We start from the raw sequence: 18,753 nt of genomic DNA on the forward strand, positions 1-18,753 counted from the left end.
CCAGAACAGGGGAGTTGGACGGTCGGCCGGCCAGGCGCCTAGGTTCGCGGCATGGGAGAAGTCTCGCGAAGACGGCTGATCACGTTCGACGGGGCGGCCATGCTCGGGTTCGCCTTGCTCCCTCAACTGGAGGTGGTGCGGCCGGACACCGGCGGAGCGCTCAGCGGGACGACCGCCTGGCTGCTCTCGCTAGCCACCGCGCTTCCTCTTGCCGTACGACGGTTGTGGCCCGTTCCGGTCTTCGTGATCGTCCTGATCGCCTCCTGCGCGGCGCTGGCCGCTGGTCTCGGCCCGGTCGTTTTCCTTGCCGCCGCCTACGCTCTGTACCTGGTCGCAACGACACAGCGGCGGCAGACGGGGCGGTCGGCCGTCCTCGTCGGCGGGGCGAGCGCCGCGGCCGCGGCCCTGCTGACGGTGACCGGCGGGCAGCACTACGAGGGCGGGACCCGGGCGGTGCAACTGCTGTTCGGGCTGCTGGTCCTCGGTGCCACCTGGGCCGCGGGGACGGCCGTCAGGGAGCGGCGGGAGAGCCTGCGGCGGGCCATCGAGCAGGCGTCCGAGCAGGCAAAGGTCGAAGAGCGCATACGGATCGCCCGGGACATCCACGACGTCGTCACGCACAGCGTGGGCCTGATCGCGATCAAGGCCGGTGTCGCCAACCACGTGGTCGCCACCCACCCCGAGGAGGCGAGGGAAGCCCTGACAGTCATCGAGGACATCAGCCGCAGGGCTCTGCGAGACATGCGGGCCACCCTCAAGGTGCTGCGCCGGGAGCAGGGCGACGGCGCGCGGGACCTCCGGCCGGTCCACGGCCTGTCGGACCTGCCCTTGCTGGTCCGGTCGGCCGAGGCGGCAGGTGTCCGTATCGACCTGCGCTGCGACTGTGCGGAGGAACCATCCGACGGTGTCGCGCTGGCCGCGTTCCGGATCGTCCAGGAGGCGCTGACCAATGTCGCCAAGCACGCCGCCCCCACCCGATGCCTGGTCCAAGTAACTGCGGAAGAAGGTGTGTTGACCATCGACGTTACTGACGACGGCCCGGGGTCGGGGCACCGGGCGAGCGTGCCCGGTGGCGGAATGGGCCTCATCGGGATGAAGGAACGGGCCGCCGCGCACGGTGGAACCCTCACCGCCGGACCCCGCCCCGGCGCCGGCTTCCAAGTCGTCGCGACACTGCCCTACTGAACCCGGATCGCCCCACGTACGTCTGAGACCGCACTCATACCCAGGTATGGCTCCGGCTCGCGAAAGAGGCCCGGCCGATCCAGACCCGGGTCCGATGTGTGGGGAGGCAGCCGAGGCCAGAATCGACCCGTGATCGACGTCCAGAACCTGACCAAACGCTATGGGCAGACCACCGTCGTGGACGCCCTCACCTTCACGGTGCGCCCCGGAGCCGTCACCGGCTTCCTCGGCCCCAACGGCGCCGGGAAGTCGACGACGATGCGAATGATGCTCGGCCTGACCCGCCCGGACACAGGATCCGCACGGATCGACGGGCATGCCTACCACGAACTGACCTACCCTCTCCGGCACGTCGGCGCCCTGCTGGAGACCTCGGCTCCGCACCGCAGCCTGACCGCACGCGACCATCTGCTCTGGCTTGCCCGGAGCAACCGGATCGCCCGGGGCCGGGTCCGTGAGGTCCTGGAGATGGTCGAACTCGCGGGCGTGGCCCGGCGACGGATCGGCACCTTCTCCCTCGGTATGGGCCAGCGGCTCGGCCTGGCCGCCGCCCTGCTGGGCAACCCGCCCGTGCTGGTGCTCGACGAACCGGTCAACGGCCTGGACACGGAGGGCATCCGGTGGCTGCGCGAGCTGCTGCGCTCGATGGCTGCCGAGGGTCGGACCGTACTCATCTCGAGCCACCTGATGACCGAGATGTCCATGGTCGCCGACCAACTGATCGTCATCAGCCGCGGCCGACTCCTCGCGGACACCGGCCTGTCGGACTTCATCCAGCGTCACGGGCGGCCGTACGTACGCGTGCGCACCCCGGAACCCGAAAGGCTCGCCCGGGAGTTGCAGCGCAACGGTGCCTCCGTGACCCGTAGCCCGGACGGCGGCATGGACGTCGTCGGCATGCAGGCCGCGGGGATCAGCCGGCTCGCGGCGGCGGTCGGCTTCCCGCTCGACGAACTGAGCACCCACGCGGGGTCCCTGGAGGAGACATTCCTCGAAGTCATCGGCGAAGAAGCCATTGACGGAGCAGCCGCTGACGGAGCAGCCGCTGGCGGAGGAGCCATCGGTGAGGACGGAAGGAATACCCGTGTCTGAGACGTTCGCAGCCGTCAGCGCCGAGACCATCAAGCTGCGTGGCATCCGCGGCGCGCACCTCTCGCTGCTGCTGTTCGCCCTGGTCAGCATCCTCATCGCCGCCCTCGACGGCTGGTCCGCGAAGGGCGCGCTGGACTCCGGCAACCCCAGCCTGCGCGCCGACTTCACCCCCCAGCAGGCCGGCCTGGTCGGCGTCCTCTACGGCCAGTTGGCGCTGATCGTGTTCGGCGTGCTCGTCGTCACCAGTGAGTACACGTCCGGCATGATGCGGGTCTCGCTGCTCGCCGTGCCCCGGCGCGGCAGGCTCTACGCCGCGAAAATGACCGTCACGGCGGTGGCCGCGGTAGCCGTCGCCGCCCCGGTCACCGTCCTCGCCTACCTGGTAACCCAGTTGGCGCTCGGATCCCACGGCGCCTCGCTCGGCGCGAGCGGTGTCCCTCGCGCTTTGGCGGGCGCGGTCGTCTACCTGACCCTGATGTGCCTCTTCGCGGCCGGTACGGCGGCGATCGCCCGGAACGCCGTCATCCCGCTGGCTGTTCTGCTGCCGATGGTGCTCGCCGGGACGCACCTTCTGTCCCTCATCGGAGCGGCCAAGGAGATGACGCGGTACTTTCCCGACCAGGCCGGAAGGGAACTGCTCAATGTCGACTCGCCGCATACGGCCTTCGGTTTCACGGTGCTGCTCGCCTGGACCGTCGCGGCTCTCGTGTGGGGCTTGGTTCGCCACCTTCGCTGGGACACCTGACAGGACCGCCCTCAGCGGCCACGGCAGCCGGTTGTCCGCCCCGCATGGCACGACGGCCACGGCCGCAAGCGACGGCACCGGAGAGCTGCTGGTCGAGGTACCTTGAAGCTCCTTGCGACGTAGGCGAGTTGACACCTCACCCAGCCGATTCGATCCGGCGCAGATCGCCAACCTTCACGAGCAACCTTCACGAGCAACCTTCACGAGCAATCTTCATGGGCAGACGAGGACACCGGAATGGTCGAGCGGCTCCGGGTGCTGATCGCGGACGATCAGGCGCTGTTGCGTGGAAGCTTCCGGGTCCTGGTCGATTCCACACCCGGCATGGAGGTCGTCGGCGAGGCGGGGGACGGCGTGACGGCGGTCCGGCTCGCTCGCGAACTCACCCCGGATGTCGTCCTGATGGACCTGCGCATGCCGGTTCTCGACGGCATCGCCGCCACCCGGGAGATCTGCTCTGACAAAACGCTGGCAGGTGTCCGGGTGCTGGCCCTCACCATGTTCGACATGGACGAGTACGTCTACCCGGCCCTCCAGGCGGGCGCCAGCGGCTTCATGCTGAAGGACGCCTCACCGGCCGACCTGGTCAACGGCATCCGGGTGATCGCCACCGGGGAGGGCGTACTGGCGCCGACGGTCACCCGGCGCCTCATCGGGAACTTCTCCGGACGCGGCGAGGCGACACGGCCGGCACCGCGACTCGTCGGACTGACCAAGCGTGAACAGGAAGTCCTCGTACTGATCGCGAACGGGCTGTCCAACACGGAGATCTCCGAACGCCTCGGCATCAGCATGCCGACGGTGAAGACCCATGTCGGCGGCCTCCTGTCCAAGCTGCAGGCCCGGGACCGCGCGCAGCTGGTCATCATCGCCTACGAGAGCGGCTTGGCCGAGCGTGGTATGCCGACGTGATGGTGGCCGCGCTCTCGACAAGGCCCCGTGTGTTCCTCACGGACTCGGTCGCCTCGGGCGTGTGCCGGACGGCGGCCGCGGCGACCAAGGCACCCGTGGCGCAGCGGCGTGTGTTTCGTCCGGTCGGCGAAGGACCCACCGAGGCTGGTCAGACGGCTGGAGAGGCCTCACCGGCGGCCCATCTGCGAGGAAACATACATCATTCTGGTACATACGCTAAACTTGGTACATGTCCATGAAGCGAACCAACGTCTACGCCGACCCTGAAGACCTCGCCATCATCAAGGAGGCCGCCAAGCGGCGCGGGATCAGTGAGGCCGAGATCATCCGCCAGGGCATCCACCTTGCCGCCATGGCCAACCGCGTCTGGGACGAGCCCCTCTTCTCCCGCACCTTCGAGGGGGCCGGTCGCACCCTCAGCAAGCGCGAGGTGCGTGACACCGTCGCCGACGCGGTGCGCCGCGAGACCGAGACCGGAACTGCCGCGTGATCATCGTCATTGCGGACACGTCCGGGCTCATTGCGGCGCTCGACTCCACCCATCCCGAACACCAGGCGTCAAACGAAGCGATCATGGCTGCAGGTCTGCTGGTGATGTCCCCCTTGCTGCTTGCTGAGATCGACCACGTCGCCACCCGCGAACTCGGCCGTGATGCGGCGCTCAGTGCGGTCGATGACATGCGGCATTGGATGCGCCGTGGACGTATCGCCGTCCCGGAGGTCACGGAAGATCACCTGGGGGTCGCCCAGGCCGTACGTGCTCGCTACCGCGACCTTGACCTGGATCTCGCGGATGCGGTCAACGTGGCCCTCGCCGCGGATTACGACACCGATGCCGTGCTTACTCTCGACCCTCGCGACTTCCGGGCTTTGCGCCCGCTCAGCCGCCATAAAGCGTTCCGGGTGCTGCCCGACGACCTTCCGCTCTGACGCCTGCGGTGTCCCGTCGCGTCGGGCGTTGGCGGCGACGGTAGGCGGCGCCCGTTCTTTCCCGCCGCAGGTCGCACTGGAGCACCAGCGGCGCTTGCACGGCTGTCCAGGTAGAGGAGGGGCCTGTGCCGCGCACCGGCGCCCAAGGTCCGATCACCAGCACCTACCTGCGGGACCCCGATGGCAACCTGATCGAGATCAGCACCTACGCCCCTGGCTGACCTGAGCAACGGCTTTCAGGATCGGGTTGAGACGTAGACTCTCAGGCGCTGTCTCCGGGGACCCGGTGCCGTCGCGCACCGCCTCCGAGGAGGTCGCGCAGGGCCTGCTTCTCCTCGGTGCTGAGCCCGGACACGAACTGCTGGAGTGTGGCGATCGGGTCCGGACCGCGGTCGAGGGCCTCGTGCATGGCCTCGGCGGTCAGCTCTGCAGCGTTCTTCGCGGGACGGTACGCGCCGCGCCGCCCGTCCACATCACGCAGGACGAGTCCTTTGTCGTACAGACGTTTGAGGATGGTGTGCACGGTGTTGTAGGCGAGGCCGCCGCCGATCTCGGTCTGGATCTCGGCCGGTGTGAGCGCCTGGTCGGTGGCCCACAGCGTGGCGAGGACCTCGCTCTCCAGCTCACCGGCGCTACGTCGTTCCGCCCTGCCCTGCGGGCCCCTGCCAGCCATGCCCGTAACCTTACAGTGCGTAGGGGCGCGGTACGGCTGGCCGCGAAGGCTGCCGGAGTGTTCCCGCCCTCACCCGATCGGCTCGTCCTGGTCCGCGGGGCGACCGGGTGTCGCCGGTCCGTCCTGCGTGCTCGGGGTGCCCGCGTTAACGTGACCGTGTTCCGGGGATGTCTTTCCCGATCTCCACCATCGACCCTACGGCTTGTGAAGTGTGCTTCCTCTAGGGTCTGTTGGGAGTGGGGGGTGGGTTATGGCCAACAATTCCAACACCACGCTGGCGGGTGTCCGCCGCCTTGTGGCGCCGTCGGTCGCCGGTATGTCGTGGCGCGACCGCAGCCAGAGTCCGATCGCCCTCGTGGCGGCCGCCTTCATGCTGGTCCAACTCGTCCTCGTGCGGCCGGGCATGGGGCTCGGCTGGGACGAGACGGTCTACGTCAGCCAGGTCAGCGCCCATGCCCCCGCCGCGTTCTTCAGCGCGCCGCGCGCCCGGGGCATATCGCTGCTGGTCGCCCCGATCACCTCATGGTCCTCGTCCACCGTCCTGCTCCGGGTCCATCTGGCGGTGCTGTCGGGGGCCGCGCTGTTCCTCGCCCTGCGTGTGTGGCGGGGCCTGTTCCCGGCCCGTGTCCTCGCCCTCGGCGGCGCGCTCTTCGCGAGCCTGTGGGTGACTCTGTTCTACGGCCCGCAGGCCATGCCCAACTACTGGGTCGCGATCGGCGCCCTGGCCTGTACCGGCTGCTTCCTGCGCGCCCAGGCGGACAGCAGCGACCGGGCCGCACTGTGGGGTGTCGCCGTGAACGCTGCGCTGATGGCGTGGATGCGGCCCACCGACGCGGTCTGGGCGACCCTGCCGCTGCTCGTCATGGTGGTTCTCGTACGGACGTGGCGGCGTCTGTCGCTGCTGCTGGCGTTGGTGGGCGGGCTGGCCGCCGGGGCGTTCGAGTGGATCGTCGAGGCGTACGTCGCCTACGGGGGCCTCGCGCAGCGTCTGTCCGACGGGTCCCGGGTCCAGGGCGGCCTGGGCTGGCACCTCGCCGTCGTCGACCAGATGCGCAGCCTCGGCGGGCGCGCCCTGTGCCGCCCCTGCACCGTCGCGATGCCGAACCCGTTGGTGACCGCGTGGTGGTACGTGCTGCCCCTCCTCGCCGCGTTCGCGGCGGCCGTGGCGGTCCGCCGGGCCGGGCGCGCGGCCCGCACCCTGGTGCCACTGGCCTGCGCGGCAACGGCGGCGATCCCCTACCTGTTCCTGATCGGGTACGCCGCGCCCCGCTTCCTGCTCCCCGCCTACGCCCTGCTCGCCATCCCCGTAGCCGACGCCCTCCTGCACCTGGTCACCGCGAAGGACGGCAGGTGGCGGCCGATCACCTCGACCGTGGTGGCGCTCGGGCTCGTCGTGCATCTGGGGGTGCAATTCGCGGTTCTGCACGGCACGGTGGACCGCACCACCGCCGACCACCGCGCCTGGTCCCGCATCACCGCAGAACTCCACCGGCTCGGGGTCCGGCCGCCCTGCCTGCTGACCGGGAACGAGGCCATTCCGATCGCCTTCTACGCCGGCTGCTCCTCCGCCGCGACCAGCGGTAACAACGCCAACAGCACCGCCGCGGACATCGCGCGCACCGCACAGCGCATGCCCGCCGCCCATCTGGGCACCCCCACGGAGCGTCCGCCTGCGTACGCGCGTGACTGGACCGCGCACACCGTCGACGGCGTTCGGATCCTCGTGGCCCCCACGGCCGGGCAGGGCGGACGCGGATGATTCCCGAGGCAGGCACCGGCCCGGCACCCGTCACGCGGGTGTCGCCCGGCATCCGGGCGGCGGCCCTGCGCCGACCGGTTCGTCGGCATGCGGCCGTCACCCTCGCCGTGCCAGTGCCCCAGCGGGCAACATGTGCCCCGTCGCGACGCCCGGCACGCTCCCCCAAGCTCTTCGAGTAGGGGGACCCCCAGAGCACGCTCCCCCACGACGCCGCTCCTTGACGGGCAGCCGTTGCCTGCCGGGGCACTGGTGGGCGCGTCGCTGCGGTCAGGATGCGTTCAGGTTCCCGATGGCACCGTCGGGCCTCATGACCTATGAGACGTCCGAGACGGCGGGGCCGCAGCGCACCGCCGCTGCCGCCCCCGCTCCCCGCTTCAGCTGGAACAAGGTGCCCGAAGTCACCGTCTACTTCTGGGTCATCAAGGTCCTGTGCACGACGGTCGGCGAGACCGCGGCCGATTTCCTGAACTCGAACATGGGCCTGGGCCTGACCGGTGTGTCGCTGCTGATGAGCGCGCTGCTCGCGGTGGTGCTCGTGGTGCAGTTCCGCATGAAGGCCTACCGCCCCGGCGTGTACTGGCTCGCCGTGGCCCTGATCAGCGTCGTCGGCACCCTGATCAGCGACAACCTCACGGACAACATGGGTGTCCCGCTGACGACCAGCACCACGGTGTTCGCGATCGTCCTCGCGATCGTGTTCGCCGCCTGGTACCGCACCGAGCGGACCCTGTCGATCCACCACATCGACTCCGTGCGCCGTGAGTCCTTCTACTGGCTGGCAGTCCTGTTCACGTTCGCCCTCGGCACCGCGGCCGGCGACCTGGTCGCCGAACAGATGAACCTGGGCTACTGGGTCTCCGCCGTCATGTTCGCCCTGGCGATCGCCGCGGTCGCGGTGGCCCATTTCGCGCTCGGTCTGAACGCCGTATGGAGCTTCTGGATCGCCTACATCCTCACCCGTCCGCTCGGCGCCTCGATGGGTGATTACCTCTCCCAGCCGACCGGCGACGGAGGCCTGGGGCTGGGCACCACGGTGACCAGCGTGCTGTTCCTCGCGGTCATCCTCGGCCTGGTGATCTACCTGTCGAAGACCCGCACGGACGTCACCAAGTCCGAACGGGCCGCGCGACACGCGGCGTGAACGCCGGTCAGGCATTCGGGATCGGTTCGGATCTCCGCTGAGAGGGTCGGACACGACGCGGCCGCCGTGGGCGGTCGTTCCCCACCGTCATGGGGCGTTCGTCGCGGCGAGCGCCCCACGGCATGAACAGGAGTGTCCGCCCTGTGGAGAAGTCCGAAGCCCTCGCCGACGCCGACGTCGTGGAGGTCCGCAAGAGCGTGGTGAAAAAGCTGCCGGAGGTCACCCTGGCCTTCTGGATCATGAAGATCGCAGCGACGACCCTGGGCGAGACGGCGGGCGACCTCTTCGCCCAGACGCTCGGACTGGGCTACTTCCTCACCACGATCGCACTGTTCCTGATCTTCGTGGTGACCCTGCTCGTCCAGCTTCGCTCCCGGCGCTACAACCCCTTCTTCTACTGGACCGTCATCCTGTCGACCAGCATGGCCGGCACCACGATGTCCGACTTCATGAACCGCGACGCCAGCGCCGCATACCTCTCCGACGGCGCCACGTCTCTCGGCTGGGGACCCCAGGGCCTGGGGCTCGGGTATCCGGCCGGCGCCGCGATCCTGAGCTCGATCCTGGTCGCGATCTTCGCGGTCTGGAAGCTGACCGGCATGACGTTCGTGATCCGCGACATCGTCAGCCTCCAGGGCGAGGCCCTGTTCTGGTCGGCGATCCTCGTATCCAACACCCTCGGCACATCGATGGGCGACTTCCTCTCCGACAGCTCCGGCCTCGGCTACGCGGGCGGCGCGCTCCTCGTGACCGGGTTGCTGATGGTGCTTGTCGCCCTGATGCCGGTTCCCGCGGTGCCCAATGTGCTGCTTTTCTGGATCGCCTTCGTCCTCACCCGTCCGCTCGGCGCCACCGCGGGCGATTTCCTCACCAAGCCGATCGCCAAGGGCGGCCTGAACCTCGGCACCGCGGGCTCCTCGGCCGTACTGCTTGCCATCCTGTTCGGCCTGATGGCGTACGCCCACGTCCGGGAGCGCAAGGACCGCACGGCGCTCCCGGCTGCGGCCGGTCAGCGGGATCGGGTCACCCGGCGGGCAGGCTGACCGCGAACCGCGCGCCCGGGGTGTGGTCCGGCTCGTGACGCACCTCGCCGCCGACGGAGCGGGCCAGGCGTCGCGCGAGCGGCAGCCCCAGGCCCGCTCCGCTGTGCCCGTCATCCGGATCGGCCCGCTGTCCGGGCTGGAAGAGCCGTCCGGTGAACGACTTCGGTACGCCGGGTCCGTCGTCCGTGACGTCGATGCGTACGCCGTCAAAGGTGCGCCGGGCCTCGACGGCGACGTACGAGCGGGCGTACCGCAGGGCGTTGGCGAGCAGCGGGCTGACGATCCGCTCGAGGAGGGCGGCCTGGATTCCGGCCTCCAGGCGCGCATCCTGTGCGCGGACCTCGATCGTCACCCTGTCCGGGGCGTCCAGGCCCGCGGCGAGATGCCGAAGCGTCGGCAGGACCTCGGCCGTGCCGGGTACCGTGGGCGTGCCCTCGCGGGCGTCGTTCAGGAGGGTGTCGCAGATGCCGCGCATTGATCGGGCGGCGTCCGCGATCACCGCGTGGGTGGCCCGGGTGTCGGCGTCGGAACGCGGACGGGCCTGCCACCAGTCCAGCTCGGCGACGATCCGGCTGAGCGGTGTGCGCAGCTCGTGCGACAACTCGGCGGTCAGCTGCCGCTCGTGGCGCAGCACCGCCCGGATGCGGTCCAGGAGGGCGTCCAGCGAAGCACCGAGGCGGGCCAGTTCGGCAGGCCGCTCCGTGCCGAACCGTTCCTGGGAGGCGACCGCACTCCAGTGCGTGGCCTGCTCGGTCATCGTGCCCACGGGGCGCAGCGCCCGGCCCACGGCCAGGCGTGTCAGCGCGTAGGTGCAGGCGAGCATCACCGCGTCCAGGACGAACGACCCCAGCAGCAATGTGTCCGCCGAACTGCGGTACGGGGACAGGTCCAGGGCGGTGACGACCGTGGCCGCGCTGCCTGAGGCGCGGTGGGGTACGGGCTGGGCGCACAGGCGGACCGGGCCGTGGACGTGGCCGTCGGTGGTGACGCAGCGCTGTCCGCCGCGGGCCACCAGCCCGTCCGCGATACCGGTCAGCGACCCGCGCGCCGCGGTCGACGAGGGCTGTTCGAGCAGATGCCCGCCGGCGTAGATCCATACGTTCGTGTCGAGCAGTGCATCGTCGCCGGCCTCCAGGACGCGTACCTGCGGGCCGCGGGTGTCGATGGTCGCGGCGACCGCGGCGGCCCGGGTGTGCAGCTCGTCGTCCGCCTGGCGCTCGAGGTGCTGCCGGACCACGGTGTTGAACGCGATGGTGAGGATCACCATCAGCAGCGTGGCGGTGGTGAGCGCCACCAGGGAGAGCCGGCCGCGCAGGGTGCGCGGCGCGAGCCGGGCGAGCAGGGCCGCCGTCCGTGCGGCCGGACCGGGCTGGGCGGACCGGGCCGTCATGACAGCCGGTGGCCGATGCCGCGCGCGGTGCCGATCGTCAGGGCGCTGCCCGACTCGCGCAGCTTGCGACGAAGCCGGGTCAGATACTGGTCGAGCGTGTTGTCGCTGACCAGGGCTCCGTCGGGCCAGCTGGCCCGGATCAGCTCGCGGCGGCGCACGATGTCCCCGGACGCCGCCATGAGCGCCGCGAGGAGACGGAACTCCGTCGGCGTCAGGTCGACCTGCCGGTCGTGCACGCTGAAGCCGTGCTGGACGGCGTCCAGGACCAGGTCTCCGACGGCGGCGGCCGGGCGGGGCGCGGCCCGCTTGAGCGCAGCCCGCAGCCGGGCGGTGAGTTCGCTCAGGTGAAAGGGCTTGGGCAGATAGTCGTCACCGCCGGCGGAGAAGCCGGAGAGCCGGTCGGTGAGCCGGTGGTGGGCCGTCAGGAAGATCACCGGGGCGAGGAACCCGTTCGCCCGGATGGCCTGGCACACATCCCGGCCGTCCGCATCGGGCAGCCCGATGTCGAGGACGGCCGCGGAGATGTCGTCACCGGCCAGCCGCAGGGCGGTTGCGCCGTCGGGAGCCGGCGCGGTGTCGTATCCCTCGTCGCGCAGGCCGCGCAGCAGCACGTCCCGCAGTGCGTGGTCGTCCTCGACGACCAGGATCTTGTGGCGCATGCATTGTTCTCCGTGGGCTCGCTCGTCCGGTCCGCCGGCATCTCGCGGGAACTGGTCCCGTAGGGCTACCGGGGCGTGCTCACCCGCTCCAGGTCGGGCTCCCGCCGGGGTATGGACGACGAGAGCAGGGGGCGCAGCCGGGTGGCCTCCAGCCGCAGGGCCAGGCGGTCCGGGCGGCGGCCCAGTGGAATCATCGTGACGGCCGCGACGAGCGCCCCGACGATGAACCCCACCGCCACGTCGTGCGGATAGTGAGCGCCGACCCAGACCCGGGAGGCTGCCATCGCGGCCGCCGCCACCAGGGCGACGTAACCGATCCGGCGTGAGACGAAGAACAGGGCCACCGCGGCGGCCGCGGCTATCGCCGTGTGGTTGCTGGGGAACGACCAGTCGCCCGGCGCCGGACACGCCTCCAGCGTGGTCACGTGCAGGCTCTGGCAGGGGCGGTCCTCGCGGACCAGAAGTTTCAGCCCGGAGTTCACCGCGTACGCGAGCACGACCACCAGCGGGACCGCCAGGGCCACCAGCGCGGCGCCGGAGCCCTTGCGGCGCGCCCGCCACCAGGCGAGGACCATCAGGACGGCGAACAGCCCGAGCCCGTACGTCGACCAGGCGGAGACGACGGAGTCCAGCCAGGAGGGGGCGCGACCGGCCAGGTCCACCACGTCCGTGTAGGCCGAGCCGTCGATCGTCGAACCGTCGAACGCGTACATCATCCGCGGACACCCTCCTTGGTGGCCCGGCGGGAGCGCAGCAGCTCCAGGCCGAGCGGGATCAGCGAGACCACGATGATCACCGCGATGATCGGCAGCAGGTACTTGTCCACGTTCGGTACGGACGAGCCGAGGGCGTACCCGGCCAGGGTCAGGCCGATGCTCCACACCAGGCCGCCGATCACCTGCCAGAGGGTGAACGTCCGTGCGGGCACGTGCAGGGCGCCGGCCACCGGGTTCAGTACCGTGCGCACCACGGGGACGAAGCGGGCCAGGACGATCGCCTTCGCGTGTCCGTACCGCTCCAGGAGTTCCTCGGCGCGCTTCGCGCCCTCATGGAGCCGGGCCGAGCGGCTGTGGGCCAGCAGCGCGCTGCCCGCCTTGCGTCCGATCAGATAGCCGCACTGGGAACCGGTGAGCGCGCCGACGACGGCGGCCACCAGCAGCGGGAGCAGCGACAGCTTCACCCCGTGCTGGCCCGAGCCCGTGCACAGCAGGCCCGCCGTGAACAGCAGCGAGTCGCCGGGCAGGAAGAAGCCGATGAGCAGGCCCGTCTCGGCGAACATCACGACGCCCACTCCCAGCACGCCGAAGGCGGCGAGCAGGGACTGGGCGTCCAGCACATTGACCGCCAGCTGTGATCCCAGTGACAGGGATGTGGCCATCGTCGCGAGCCCTTCCGTGAGGGGGCCGGGCGCGACGCGGCGTCGCCCGGCGGTTGACTACAAACACGTAGACCGTCTACCGAACTGTAGACGATGATCGGGTGGCGAGCGTTCCCCGTTCACCGTGACGGGTGAACGTGACTGGTCACTGTGACGGGTGGAGCGGCCGGATCCCGTCGGTGACCGCGCCTCGCGCTTGGGTCGTCGCGAGCGTGACCTCCGTCGCCTTGATCAGGGCCACGGCCGAGGGGCCTGGTGTCGGACCGAGGTCGTCGGCGCGGCGTCCTGCGTGATCGCGGCCGTCAGTGCGACGCCCACGATGGTGACCTTGACCGATGCCATGGCCTCGCCCGTGGCGGCGTCCTCGACGGTACCGGGAAGCCGGTTCTGGAGGGAAATGCCCGCTTCCATGGCAGTGGCGAGCGGCGAGGGCGGCAGCCGTGGACTTGGGCAGGGGCGCGTCAGGCCGGGTATGTGTGCGCCCGCGCCGCCTGCACGGTCGCCCAGACCACCGCGCCCGGATGCAGGAACAGCTCGGCCGCGGCGACGGTGGTCAGGTCCGCGGCGAGGGGCAGTTCGCGGGCGGGGTGCCGTCCAGCCGCAGATGGCCGTCGGAGAGCGGGACGAGACCGGCGAGCGCGCAGGGCGGTGGTCTTGCCCGCGCCGTTCGGACCGAGCGGCGGCTCAGGCGCGGTCGATGTGTACGTTCGTCGACTTCACGCGGGCGGTGGCCTCCATCCCGACCTCCAGCCCCAGTTCCTCCACGGCCTCCCGGGTCAGCAGCGAGACCAGACGGTGCGGCCCCGCCTGGATCTCCACCTGGGCGGCCACATCACCGAGCTTCACGGCGGTGACGATCCCCGGGAACGCGTTGCGGACCGAGGTGTACGAGGGGGCGTCCTCCTCGCCCGTGCCGCCGCGGGCCAACTCGACCGAGAACGCGGCCAGATCCTTGCCGTCGATGACCCGGCGCCCGCTCTCGTCGCGCCGGGTCGCCACCCGGCCGGCGTCCGCCCACCGCCGCGCGGTGTCCGGGCTCACCCCCAGCAGGCGGGCGGCCTGGCCGATTGTGTAGGACTGCATGGGCGCCACGATAGGCGCCCGCGCCGCCCTGGCCGAAACACGCCCAGGCGGGTTCCTCCCCCGCCGGATCTGGCGGAAACCGGCTCGGTTGTCCGTCCCCGTATGGCAGGATCCGGGCCCATGGGCGTGTCCTGGGCGGTGCGGAGCCTGCGCGCGGCGGTGTTCGCCGTCGTGTGTGTGCTGTTGGCCGCGAGCGGACATACGCTGGCCACCGGCGCCGTACCCCCGGTGTGGGTGGAGGCGGCCGGCTTCCCGCCCGTGTTCGCGGCCGCCGCTGCGCTCGCCGGGCGTGAGCGCTCGCTGCCCGGGATCGCCACGGCGATGCTCGCCGTGCAGGGCGGACTGCACCTCGCCTTCGACGCGGCCGGGCCGCCTCGGACGCCGATGCACATGCCGGGCATGTCGTACGGCATGCGCATGGACGGCCCGTCGCACGTGATGACCTCGAACGCCCTTGCCGCGCATCTGATCGCCGCCCTGCTCGCCTCTTGGTGCCTGCGGTGCGGCGAGGCCGCCCTGTGGTCGCTGCTGCGCAGGGCGGTTGCCTTCGTCCCGGGCCTCGCCGCCTGGTGGCGTGCGGCACCGCTGCCCGCGTACGCCGGATCGCCGCGTCAGCGGACCTGCGGGCGCCGCCTCGTCCGGCAGGCGCTGCTCCGCCACTCGTTGTCGCGGCGTGGCCCGCCCCCGTCGGCCCCGTACGCGATCTGACCCCCAACCCCGAGTACGAGTACGGAGCTAGATCACCCATGTCTTCGATGCGTACCACCCTGCGCCGCACCACCGCCGTCGCCGCCCTCGCCGCCGCCGGCGTCCTCACCGCGGCGGGCGCGGCCTTCGCGCACGTCGGCGTCCACCCCGAGAGCTACGCCAAGGGTGCCACGGACGGCGTGCTGACCTTCCGGGTGCCCAATGAGGAGGACACCGCCGCGACCACCAAGGTGCAGGTCTACCTGCCCACCGACCACCCGCTCCTGGGCGTGATGGTCAGCCCGCAGAACGGCTGGAACGCGAAGGTGACCACCACCAAGCTCAAGAAGCCGGTCAAGACGGACGACGGCACCCTCACCGACGCCGTCTCCGAGATCACCTGGACCGGCGGGCGCATCGGGCCCGGCCAGTACCAGGACTTCGATGTCGCCTTCGGTCAACTTCCCAAAGATGTCGATGCGTTGAGCTTCAAGACGCTGCAGACCTACTCCGACGGAAAGGTCGTCCGCTGGATCGAGGAGGCCCAGAAGGGCGGGGCGGAGCCGGAGAACCCGGCGCCGGTCCTCGAACTCGCCGCCAAGAGCGCCGACAGCGAGGGCGGTTCCGCCGACTCCTCCGCCACCACACCGGAGAAGTCCGGCAGTTCGACCGCGAAGGCGGCCTCCACCAGCGACTCCGCCGCCCGTGGGCTCGGCATCGCGGGCCTGGCCGTCGGAGTCCTGGGCCTGGCCGCCGCGGGCTTCGCGATCGCTCGCGGTCGTGGCACCCGCACCTCCCGGCCCCAGTGATCCGATCCCCGTCCCACCGGCGTCAATCGCCGTCGGTGGGACGGGAAGTCCCACACTCCCGATCTTCGCGAGCCGCCCGTACGAGAGAGGCCGTCCACGCGACGGTGGGGTCGCGCTCGACGGCGACGAGGACGCCTTCCTTCGTGGTCCCCACACGCCGGGCAGCAACGGCATCGGTGTACGCGTCCATCCGGCCGACGAGGCCCTCGGGGCTGCCGCGGTCCGTGTCGCTGTTCGGCCGAACGGGTGATGTGCGTAAGAATTGGGCGGTGCAGACTTTGAGTGCGAGCCAGTGCGGGGAGGGCCGGTGAACAGTCACGATGTCACCGACGAACAGTGGGAAGGGCTCGCTCAGGTCGTTCCGTTGCGGGGCCGGGACGCCTGGCCGTCCGCGGTCGGCCACCGATCGATCCCCGAGGCCGAGACCGAGGCGCGGCGGCGCCGTTTCGTGGTCCTGCGGGTCAACGTGTTCGCGGACGCCCGTGAGGTCGCCGAGACGCTGATGGCCGGGGTGCCCGTGCTGCTCGACCTGACGGGCGCGGAGACCGAGGTCGCCAAGCGGGTGCTGGACTTCAGCACCGGGGTGGTCTTCGGTCTGGGCAGCGGAATGCACCGGGTCGACCGCAATGTTTTCCTGCTGACGCCTCCGGGAACCGAGGTGCGGGGGCTGATGGAGGGTGTGGGCGTCCCCGGCGTCTGAGATCCGGCTCGGAAATCCGGTCGCCCGATAGTGGGGAGAACGCGGGACGGAAGGGTTCGCCCGACGCCGCAGGCCTGCGGTCTCGGGCCCGCGGTCTCGAGCCCACGGTTTCGGCCGTGACCATGCCTTCCGCCCTGTCTCCGTCGGACCATGCCGGTGTCGCGGACCCGGGTCCGCACCGGCCCCGCGTCACCGCACTGCGGCTGTCATCGTGCTTCGGACACCGGCGGGCCCGGGTTCCCGCTGCGTGGCGCGGATGTGCGAACGGGGTCATGTCCGGCTGGTGGATGCGGTGAGCGACAGGTCCTGGGCAGCGGGATGGACGAGGTGACGGTGGTAGACCTGAGCCCGTGACAGAGGAACCCGGACGGCAGCGGAAAGACCTGGACGTGGCGCGGTTGCAGCGGCGGCTCGCGGACTTCGCCGCGGCGCGCGACTGGCAGCCGTACCACACCCCCAAGAACCTGGTCGCCGCGCTCAGCGTCGAGGCGTCCGAACTGGTCGAGATCTTCCAGTGGTTGACGCCGGAGGAGTCGACGCGGGTGATGGACGACCCGGGTACGGCACGCCGGGTGACCGACGAGGTCGCGGATGTGCTCGCGTATCTGCTCCAACTGTGCGAGGTGCTGGGCATCGACGCGCTGGCGGCGCTGGACGCGAAGATCGACCGCAATGAGGAGAGGTTCCCGAAGCCGGGGGCGGAATGATCGGGAAGCGCGCCGAGTAGCGGTGGCTCGGCAGTTCCGCGGCCGGACCCCGGACGCCAAATTGTCACTCTCCGGAGTTACGAAGTTGCCTATGCCGCCCCAGTTATCCACAGATTTCGGGCTAGCACTGGCTTTTCGTCTCGTCTGCCCTCACTCTGGGTAGTGAGCAATGGAGTTCGGGGAGACGTGCGGGTGCGCGTCGGGACGGAGCGGGGGCAGCGTATGGACGCGGTGCGGCTCATCATGGCGAGCAGGTGCGCCCTGGCGGGGAGCGGCGACGGGCTGAGGATCATGACGGAGGCGTGGCAGGCGTACGCACTGGCGCAGGCGATCGGTAGCCGCCTCGCGGTATCGGGCCCGCCCGAACTGCGCGGCGAGGCACTGGGGTTGACGGAGCTTGCGGGCAGGGGCTGCGGTGTCCTGGACACGCCGTGCATCGATGTGGCCGACCTGCGCGCCGCCCAGCTGACGGATCTGGGCGATGCCCGCAAGGCCCTCCTCGACCTCGGCACCCTCCTTGTGGAGCTGGGCATGGCTCTCGTCGCGGTCGCGAGCGCGGCGGACGACGAGGGCACGTACTGGCAGTGCATGGAGGCCATAGACGCGGCGGACGAATCGGGGGACCGGGTCAGAGAGATGCTGCGCAGACTGGCGGCGAGGGACGGAGAGACCAGGGAACGGAACAGGACGGCGGGCTGAGCTCGCGCGCTCCGGCCCGGTCGGCCGCCGCATCTTCACCCGATCGGCGACCGGTGGGACCGGCGGGACCGATGGGGCTGACGGGTCGCCGGACGTGCAGGATAGAGGCATGGATCTCCGCATTTTCACCGAGCCCCAGCAGGGGGCGACCTACGACACCCTCCTCACTGTCGCCAAGGCCACCGAGGACCTGGGCTTCGACGCCTTTTTCCGGTCCGACCACTATCTGAAGATGGGTGACGTGGACGGCCTCCCCGGCCCCACCGACGCCTGGATCACCCTTGCCGGCCTCGCCCGCGAGACCAAGCGCATCCGCCTGGGCACCCTGATGACCGCTGCCACCTTCCGCCTGCCCGGCGTCCTCGCCATCCAGGTGGCGCAGGTCGACCAGATGTCCGGCGGCCGCATCGAGCTGGGCCTGGGCGCGGGCTGGTTCGAGGAGGAGCACAAGGCGTACGGCATCCCGTTCCCGAAGGAGAAGTTCCCCCGCCTGGAGGAGCAGCTGGCGATCGTCACCGGGCTGTGGGCGACCGAGGTCGGCAAGACCTTCAGCTTCCACGGGAAGCACTACGACCTCACCGACTCGCCCGCGCTGCCCAAGCCCGCCCAGGCCGAGATCCCGGTGCTCATCGGCGGTTTCGGTGCGACCCGCACCCCGCGGCTGGCCGCACAGTACGCGAGCGAGTTCAACATGCCGTTCGCGTCGATCGAGGACAGCGAGCGCCAGTTCGGCCGGGTCCGTGCCGCCGCGCAGGAGGCCGGACGTGCCGCGGACGCCCTGACGTACTCGAACGCGCTGGTGGCCTGCGTCGGCCGGGACGACCAGGAGGTGGCGCGCCGTGCCGCCGTGATCGGCCGCGAGGTGGACGAGCTGAAGACCAACGGCCTGGCGGGTTCCCCGGCCGAGGTCGTCGACAAGATCGGCCGGTACGCGGAGATCGGCTGCCGGCGCATCTACTTCCAGATCCTCGACCTCGAGGACCTGGACCACCTGGAGCTGATCTCCTCGCAGGTCCAGTCCCAGCTGGCGTGACGGTCTCCTCGCGGGTCCGGTCCCCGATGACGTGACCGGCCACGGCCGCGTCCCGGGCGCTGGTGCAGCCCGGCCCGGGGAGCGGCCGAGCGGAGCGTCATGGCAACCGGACTGACGGCCGGTCACCG

22 protein-coding genes and 1 pseudogene are annotated in these 18,753 nt (G+C 70.7%); 15 read left to right on the forward strand and 8 right to left on the reverse strand.

Features of this window, described 5'->3' with window-relative positions:
• Positions 1-51 precede the first annotated feature (51 nt).
• The 6 genes from BIV24_RS10975 (at position 52) to BIV24_RS11000 (ending at position 4,864) form a co-directional block, all read left to right on the forward strand.
• Entirely contained in the window at positions 52-1,185 is a 1,134-nt protein-coding gene (locus BIV24_RS10975; RefSeq protein ID WP_245766754.1) for a sensor histidine kinase, read from the forward strand.
• Between the two features lie 129 nt (positions 1,186-1,314).
• Positions 1,315-2,277: an ABC transporter ATP-binding protein gene (locus tag BIV24_RS10980; protein WP_071366057.1), complete on the forward strand. Its 963-nt coding sequence runs from the start codon at positions 1,315-1,317 to the stop codon at positions 2,275-2,277.
• Positions 2,270-3,022 carry an ABC transporter permease gene (locus BIV24_RS10985; RefSeq protein WP_071366058.1) on the forward strand — a complete coding sequence of 251 codons (753 nt, stop codon included), beginning with the start codon at positions 2,270-2,272 and terminating at the stop codon, positions 3,020-3,022. Before BIV24_RS10980 ends, BIV24_RS10985 begins: the two co-directional genes overlap by 8 nt.
• 237 nt (positions 3,023-3,259) lie before the next feature.
• Positions 3,260-3,934: a response regulator gene (locus BIV24_RS10990; protein WP_071366059.1), complete on the forward strand. Its 675-nt coding sequence runs from the start codon at positions 3,260-3,262 to the stop codon at positions 3,932-3,934.
• 229 nt (positions 3,935-4,163) lie between these two features.
• The gene (locus BIV24_RS10995) at positions 4,164-4,424 is read left to right on the forward strand and encodes a ribbon-helix-helix domain-containing protein (RefSeq protein WP_071366060.1); all 261 of its coding nucleotides are present in this window, start codon (positions 4,164-4,166) and stop codon (positions 4,422-4,424) included.
• The gene (locus tag BIV24_RS11000; RefSeq protein ID WP_071366061.1) at positions 4,421-4,864 is read left to right on the forward strand and encodes a PIN domain-containing protein; all 444 of its coding nucleotides are present in this window, start codon (positions 4,421-4,423) and stop codon (positions 4,862-4,864) included. The genes BIV24_RS10995 and BIV24_RS11000 overlap by 4 nt, the downstream gene beginning before the upstream one ends.
• A gap of 262 nt (positions 4,865-5,126) precedes the next feature.
• Here BIV24_RS11000 and BIV24_RS11005 read toward each other — a convergent pair whose 3' ends face one another.
• Positions 5,127-5,537, reverse strand: a complete 411-nt coding sequence (locus BIV24_RS11005; RefSeq protein ID WP_071366062.1) for a BlaI/MecI/CopY family transcriptional regulator — start codon at positions 5,535-5,537, stop codon at positions 5,127-5,129.
• 250 nt (positions 5,538-5,787) lie between these two features.
• Between BIV24_RS11005 and BIV24_RS11010 the strand changes: the two genes are divergently transcribed.
• From BIV24_RS11010 to BIV24_RS11020, 3 genes are all read left to right on the forward strand, one after another.
• Positions 5,788-7,296 carry a hypothetical protein gene (locus BIV24_RS11010; protein WP_071366063.1) on the forward strand — a complete coding sequence of 503 codons (1,509 nt, stop codon included), beginning with the start codon at positions 5,788-5,790 and terminating at the stop codon, positions 7,294-7,296.
• 307 nt (positions 7,297-7,603) lie between these two features.
• On the forward strand, positions 7,604-8,437 hold the full coding sequence (locus BIV24_RS11015; protein WP_071366090.1) for a COG4705 family protein: 834 nt from the start codon (positions 7,604-7,606) through the stop codon (positions 8,435-8,437).
• Between the two features lie 143 nt (positions 8,438-8,580).
• On the forward strand, positions 8,581-9,480 hold the full coding sequence (locus BIV24_RS11020; protein WP_071366064.1) for a COG4705 family protein: 900 nt from the start codon (positions 8,581-8,583) through the stop codon (positions 9,478-9,480).
• On the opposite strand, the gene BIV24_RS11025 is transcribed toward BIV24_RS11020, so the two are convergent.
• From BIV24_RS11025 to BIV24_RS11050, 7 genes and pseudogenes are all read right to left on the reverse strand, one after another.
• Positions 9,461-10,870, reverse strand: a complete 1,410-nt coding sequence (locus BIV24_RS11025; RefSeq protein ID WP_071366065.1) for a sensor histidine kinase — start codon at positions 10,868-10,870, stop codon at positions 9,461-9,463. The genes BIV24_RS11020 and BIV24_RS11025 overlap by 20 nt on opposite strands.
• Positions 10,867-11,529 (reverse strand): response regulator transcription factor, encoded by a 663-nt coding sequence (locus BIV24_RS11030; RefSeq protein WP_071366066.1) that lies wholly within the window; start codon positions 11,527-11,529, stop codon positions 10,867-10,869. The genes BIV24_RS11025 and BIV24_RS11030 overlap by 4 nt, the downstream gene beginning before the upstream one ends.
• A gap of 65 nt (positions 11,530-11,594) precedes the next feature.
• Complete coding sequence (locus tag BIV24_RS11035) at positions 11,595-12,245, reverse strand: phosphatase PAP2 family protein (protein WP_071366067.1); 651 nt, start codon at positions 12,243-12,245, stop codon at positions 11,595-11,597.
• Complete coding sequence (locus tag BIV24_RS11040) at positions 12,242-12,907, reverse strand: DedA family protein (protein WP_071366068.1); 666 nt, start codon at positions 12,905-12,907, stop codon at positions 12,242-12,244. The genes BIV24_RS11035 and BIV24_RS11040 overlap by 4 nt, the downstream gene beginning before the upstream one ends.
• A gap of 231 nt (positions 12,908-13,138) precedes the next feature.
• Positions 13,139-13,318 carry a TOBE domain-containing protein gene (locus BIV24_RS11045; RefSeq protein WP_071366069.1) on the reverse strand — a complete coding sequence of 60 codons (180 nt, stop codon included), beginning with the start codon at positions 13,316-13,318 and terminating at the stop codon, positions 13,139-13,141.
• A 157-nt stretch (positions 13,319-13,475) separates the two neighbouring features.
• Positions 13,476-13,584: pseudogene (locus tag BIV24_RS36400) on the reverse strand (ATP-binding cassette domain-containing protein); the annotation flags it as partial.
• Between the two features lie 7 nt (positions 13,585-13,591).
• Complete coding sequence (locus BIV24_RS11050) at positions 13,592-13,990, reverse strand: TOBE domain-containing protein (protein ID WP_071366070.1); 399 nt, start codon at positions 13,988-13,990, stop codon at positions 13,592-13,594.
• Positions 13,991-14,110: 120 nt separating this feature from the next.
• Between BIV24_RS11050 and BIV24_RS11055 the strand changes: the two genes are divergently transcribed.
• The 6 genes from BIV24_RS11055 (at position 14,111) to BIV24_RS11080 (ending at position 18,625) form a co-directional block, all read left to right on the forward strand.
• The gene (locus BIV24_RS11055) at positions 14,111-14,698 is read left to right on the forward strand and encodes a hypothetical protein (protein WP_071366071.1); all 588 of its coding nucleotides are present in this window, start codon (positions 14,111-14,113) and stop codon (positions 14,696-14,698) included.
• Positions 14,699-14,736: 38 nt separating this feature from the next.
• On the forward strand, positions 14,737-15,486 hold the full coding sequence (locus BIV24_RS11060) for a YcnI family protein (protein WP_071366072.1): 750 nt from the start codon (positions 14,737-14,739) through the stop codon (positions 15,484-15,486).
• A gap of 307 nt (positions 15,487-15,793) precedes the next feature.
• Complete coding sequence (locus BIV24_RS11065; protein ID WP_071366073.1) at positions 15,794-16,186, forward strand: cell division protein SepF; 393 nt, start codon at positions 15,794-15,796, stop codon at positions 16,184-16,186.
• A 350-nt stretch (positions 16,187-16,536) separates the two neighbouring features.
• Entirely contained in the window at positions 16,537-16,893 is a 357-nt protein-coding gene (locus BIV24_RS11070) for a nucleotide pyrophosphohydrolase (protein WP_071366074.1), read from the forward strand.
• A gap of 222 nt (positions 16,894-17,115) precedes the next feature.
• On the forward strand, positions 17,116-17,592 hold the full coding sequence (locus BIV24_RS11075) for a DUF6099 family protein (RefSeq protein WP_071366091.1): 477 nt from the start codon (positions 17,116-17,118) through the stop codon (positions 17,590-17,592).
• A 109-nt stretch (positions 17,593-17,701) separates the two neighbouring features.
• The gene (locus BIV24_RS11080; RefSeq protein WP_071366075.1) at positions 17,702-18,625 is read left to right on the forward strand and encodes an LLM class F420-dependent oxidoreductase; all 924 of its coding nucleotides are present in this window, start codon (positions 17,702-17,704) and stop codon (positions 18,623-18,625) included.
• Positions 18,626-18,753: the final 128 nt, after the last annotated feature.

The organism is Streptomyces colonosanans (assembly GCF_001866645.1).
Classification (GTDB): Bacteria; Actinomycetota; Actinomycetes; order Streptomycetales; family Streptomycetaceae; genus Streptomyces; species Streptomyces colonosanans.

Coding starts and splice junctions, on each gene's coding strand:
- BIV24_RS10975 (WP_245766754.1), top strand. CDS start 52: ATGGGAGAAGTCTCGCGAAGACGGCTGATCACGTTCGACGGGGCGGCC.
- BIV24_RS10990 (WP_071366059.1), top strand. CDS start 3,260: ATGGTCGAGCGGCTCCGGGTGCTGATCGCGGACGATCAGGCGCTGTTG.
- BIV24_RS10995 (WP_071366060.1), top strand. CDS start 4,164: ATGTCCATGAAGCGAACCAACGTCTACGCCGACCCTGAAGACCTCGCC.
- BIV24_RS11005 (WP_071366062.1), bottom strand. CDS start 5,537: ATGGCTGGCAGGGGCCCGCAGGGCAGGGCGGAACGACGTAGCGCCGGT.
- BIV24_RS11010 (WP_071366063.1), top strand. CDS start 5,788: ATGGCCAACAATTCCAACACCACGCTGGCGGGTGTCCGCCGCCTTGTG.
- BIV24_RS11015 (WP_071366090.1), top strand. CDS start 7,604: ATGACCTATGAGACGTCCGAGACGGCGGGGCCGCAGCGCACCGCCGCT.
- BIV24_RS11025 (WP_071366065.1), bottom strand. CDS start 10,870: ATGACGGCCCGGTCCGCCCAGCCCGGTCCGGCCGCACGGACGGCGGCC.
- BIV24_RS11030 (WP_071366066.1), bottom strand. CDS start 11,529: ATGCGCCACAAGATCCTGGTCGTCGAGGACGACCACGCACTGCGGGAC.
- BIV24_RS11035 (WP_071366067.1), bottom strand. CDS start 12,245: ATGATGTACGCGTTCGACGGTTCGACGATCGACGGCTCGGCCTACACG.
- BIV24_RS11040 (WP_071366068.1), bottom strand. CDS start 12,907: ATGGCCACATCCCTGTCACTGGGATCACAGCTGGCGGTCAATGTGCTG.
- BIV24_RS11045 (WP_071366069.1), bottom strand. CDS start 13,318: ATGGAAGCGGGCATTTCCCTCCAGAACCGGCTTCCCGGTACCGTCGAG.
- BIV24_RS11050 (WP_071366070.1), bottom strand. CDS start 13,990: ATGCAGTCCTACACAATCGGCCAGGCCGCCCGCCTGCTGGGGGTGAGC.
- BIV24_RS11055 (WP_071366071.1), top strand. CDS start 14,111: ATGGGCGTGTCCTGGGCGGTGCGGAGCCTGCGCGCGGCGGTGTTCGCC.
- BIV24_RS11060 (WP_071366072.1), top strand. CDS start 14,737: ATGTCTTCGATGCGTACCACCCTGCGCCGCACCACCGCCGTCGCCGCC.
- BIV24_RS11075 (WP_071366091.1), top strand. CDS start 17,116: ATGGACGCGGTGCGGCTCATCATGGCGAGCAGGTGCGCCCTGGCGGGG.
- BIV24_RS11080 (WP_071366075.1), top strand. CDS start 17,702: ATGGATCTCCGCATTTTCACCGAGCCCCAGCAGGGGGCGACCTACGAC.